We start from the raw sequence: 2,140 nt of genomic DNA on the forward strand, positions 1-2,140 counted from the left end.
GTTGTAGATAGAACTGACGAAGTCAGCTCAAAATAGTGTTTTGAGGTTGTAGATGAAGAGGTTGGGCAAAAACTCGACTTTAGGAAAAAATGAAGTAAATCTCCCCACAATAAAACGCATAGTACCAAGGTTTCTCTCAAGACCTGATACTATATGTTTTTCTGATTGCAAAGACTTTTTGACCAGTCTCAACTATACCTAAGGTAAGGCGATGCTGACGTGGTTTGAAGAGATTTTCGAAGAGTATTAAACCGATGTTGTGAGTAACTTTTACCTAACTTCCTAGTTTGCTTTTGTAGTATAAACCAGAGATTGTTTACATTTTCAGCAAGTGAGTGGATGAATAATGCTGAAAACTCCTTTAAGGATAAGTCTATTTAGTACTTTCTATTAGTTAGTTAAATTTTTACCAAGAATAATTCACAAAAACGTTGTAAAACACTTGCAATTTAGCTGAAATTTGATAAAATAGTAAGGAAAGTTAGACTGTATTGCCTACTGTCTATCTATAAAATATATTTTATTGGAGGCTTTTACTCAAATGGCAAAAGAAAAATACGATCGTAGTAAACCACACGTTAATATTGGTACTATCGGACACGTTGACCACGGTAAAACTACCCTAACTGCAGCTATCACAACTGTTTTGGCACGTCGCTTGCCTTCATCAGTTAACCAACCTAAAGACTATGCGTCTATCGATGCTGCTCCAGAAGAACGCGAACGCGGTATCACTATCAACACTGCACACGTTGAGTACGAAACTGAAAAACGTCACTACGCTCACATCGACGCTCCAGGACACGCGGACTACGTTAAAAACATGATCACTGGTGCCGCTCAAATGGACGGAGCTATCCTTGTAGTAGCTTCAACTGACGGACCAATGCCACAAACTCGTGAGCACATCCTTCTTTCACGTCAGGTTGGTGTTAAACACCTTATCGTCTTCATGAACAAAGTTGACTTGGTTGACGACGAAGAATTGCTTGAATTGGTTGAAATGGAAATCCGTGACCTATTGTCAGAATATGACTTCCCAGGTGACGATCTTCCAGTTATCCAAGGTTCAGCTCTTAAAGCCCTTGAAGGTGACTCTAAATACGAAGACATCGTTATGGAATTGATGAACACAGTTGATGAGTACATCCCAGAACCAGAACGTGACACTGACAAACCATTGCTTCTTCCAGTCGAGGACGTATTCTCAATCACTGGACGTGGTACAGTTGCTTCAGGACGTATCGACCGTGGTATCGTTAAAGTCAACGACGAAATCGAAATCGTTGGTATCAAAGAAGAAACTCAAAAAGCAGTTGTTACTGGTGTTGAAATGTTCCGTAAACAACTTGACGAAGGTCTTGCCGGAGATAACGTAGGTGTCCTTCTTCGTGGTGTTCAACGTGATGAAATCGAACGTGGACAAGTTATCGCTAAACCAGGTTCAATCAACCCACACACTAAATTCAAAGGTGAAGTCTACATCCTTACTAAAGAAGAAGGTGGACGTCACACTCCATTCTTCAACAACTACCGTCCACAATTCTACTTCCGTACTACTGACGTTACAGGTTCAATCGAACTTCCAGCAGGTACTGAAATGGTAATGCCTGGTGATAACGTGACAATCGACGTTGAGTTGATCCACCCAATCGCCGTAGAACAAGGTACTACATTCTCTATCCGTGAGGGTGGACGTACTGTTGGTTCAGGTATGGTTACAGAAATCGAAGCTTAATTCGATTTAGTTCCCAGAAGAACAATTATTTAAGTCAGACACTAAAAGAATCTTGCATTGCAAGGTTCTTTTTTTTCAGATATTGAACTAATACTCAATGAAAATCACAGAGCAAACTAGGAAGCTAACCGCAGGCTGCTCAAAACATGTTTTTGAGGTTGTAGATAAGACTGACGAAGTCAGCTCAAAACACTGTTTTGAGGTTGTAGATAAGACTGACGAAGTCAGCTTAAAACACTGTTTTGAGGTTGTAGATAAGACTGACGAAGTCAGCTCAAAACACCGTTTTGAGGTTGTAGATAGAACTGACGAAGTCAGCTCAAAACATGGTATTGAGGTTGCAGATAAGACTGACGAAGTCAGCTCAAAACACAGTTTTGAGGTTGTAGATAGAACTGACGA

The 2,140-nt window shown here is 40.4% G+C and carries 2 protein-coding genes; both read left to right on the plus strand.

Translation table 11 applies throughout. The annotated features are described in order from the left end of the window. Positions 1–541 precede the first annotated feature (541 nt). A complete protein-coding gene (gene tuf / locus HT687_RS09090; RefSeq protein ID WP_001040724.1) occupies positions 542–1,738 on the plus strand; it encodes an elongation factor Tu in 1,197 nt (398 codons plus the stop codon). Between the two features lie 97 nt (positions 1,739–1,835). Beyond that, positions 1,836–2,140: hypothetical protein (locus HT687_RS12005; RefSeq protein ID WP_345890536.1), on the plus strand; the 305-nt coding region annotated here is incomplete at its 3' end.

The organism is Streptococcus sp. 1449, from assembly GCF_013276805.1.
In the GTDB taxonomy this organism is placed as follows: domain Bacteria; phylum Bacillota; class Bacilli; order Lactobacillales; family Streptococcaceae; genus Streptococcus; species Streptococcus pseudopneumoniae.